This window comes from Seonamhaeicola marinus, assembly GCF_008085455.1.
The window spans coordinates 1-366 of record NZ_VSDQ01000396.1; the positions used below are offsets into that span (position 1 = coordinate 1).

The 366-nt window shown below is 34.4% G+C and carries 1 protein-coding gene; it reads right to left on the reverse strand.

Features of this window, described 5'->3' with window-relative positions:
- A partial coding sequence (gene tyrS / locus FUA24_RS05120) for a tyrosine--tRNA ligase (RefSeq protein WP_148540298.1) occupies positions 1-366 on the reverse strand: 366 nt, incomplete at both ends.

Below are 366 nucleotides of genomic sequence, written 5' to 3' on the forward strand. Positions count from 1 at the left end.
TTTCTTCAGCTAAACGTTTCTGTAAAGTTCGTAAATGGGGAGCTTCTTTATGTTCTTCAACCAAAGTTTCAATAGTTTCTTTTGTTAAAAACGTGAAAATTTTAATATACTTTTCAGCATCTTCATCACTGGTATTTAACCAATATTGATAAAATTTGTAGGGTGATGTTCTGTTTGCATCTAACCATACATTTCCACCTTCGGTTTTTCCAAATTTTGTACCATCGGCTTTTGTAATTAGCGGGCAAGTTAGTGCATAACCTTTACCTCCACCAATACGCCTTATAAGCTCTGTACCTGTAGTAATATTACCCCATTGGTCACTACCACCCATTTGTAAGGTGCAGTTTTTTTCTTTGTATAAAT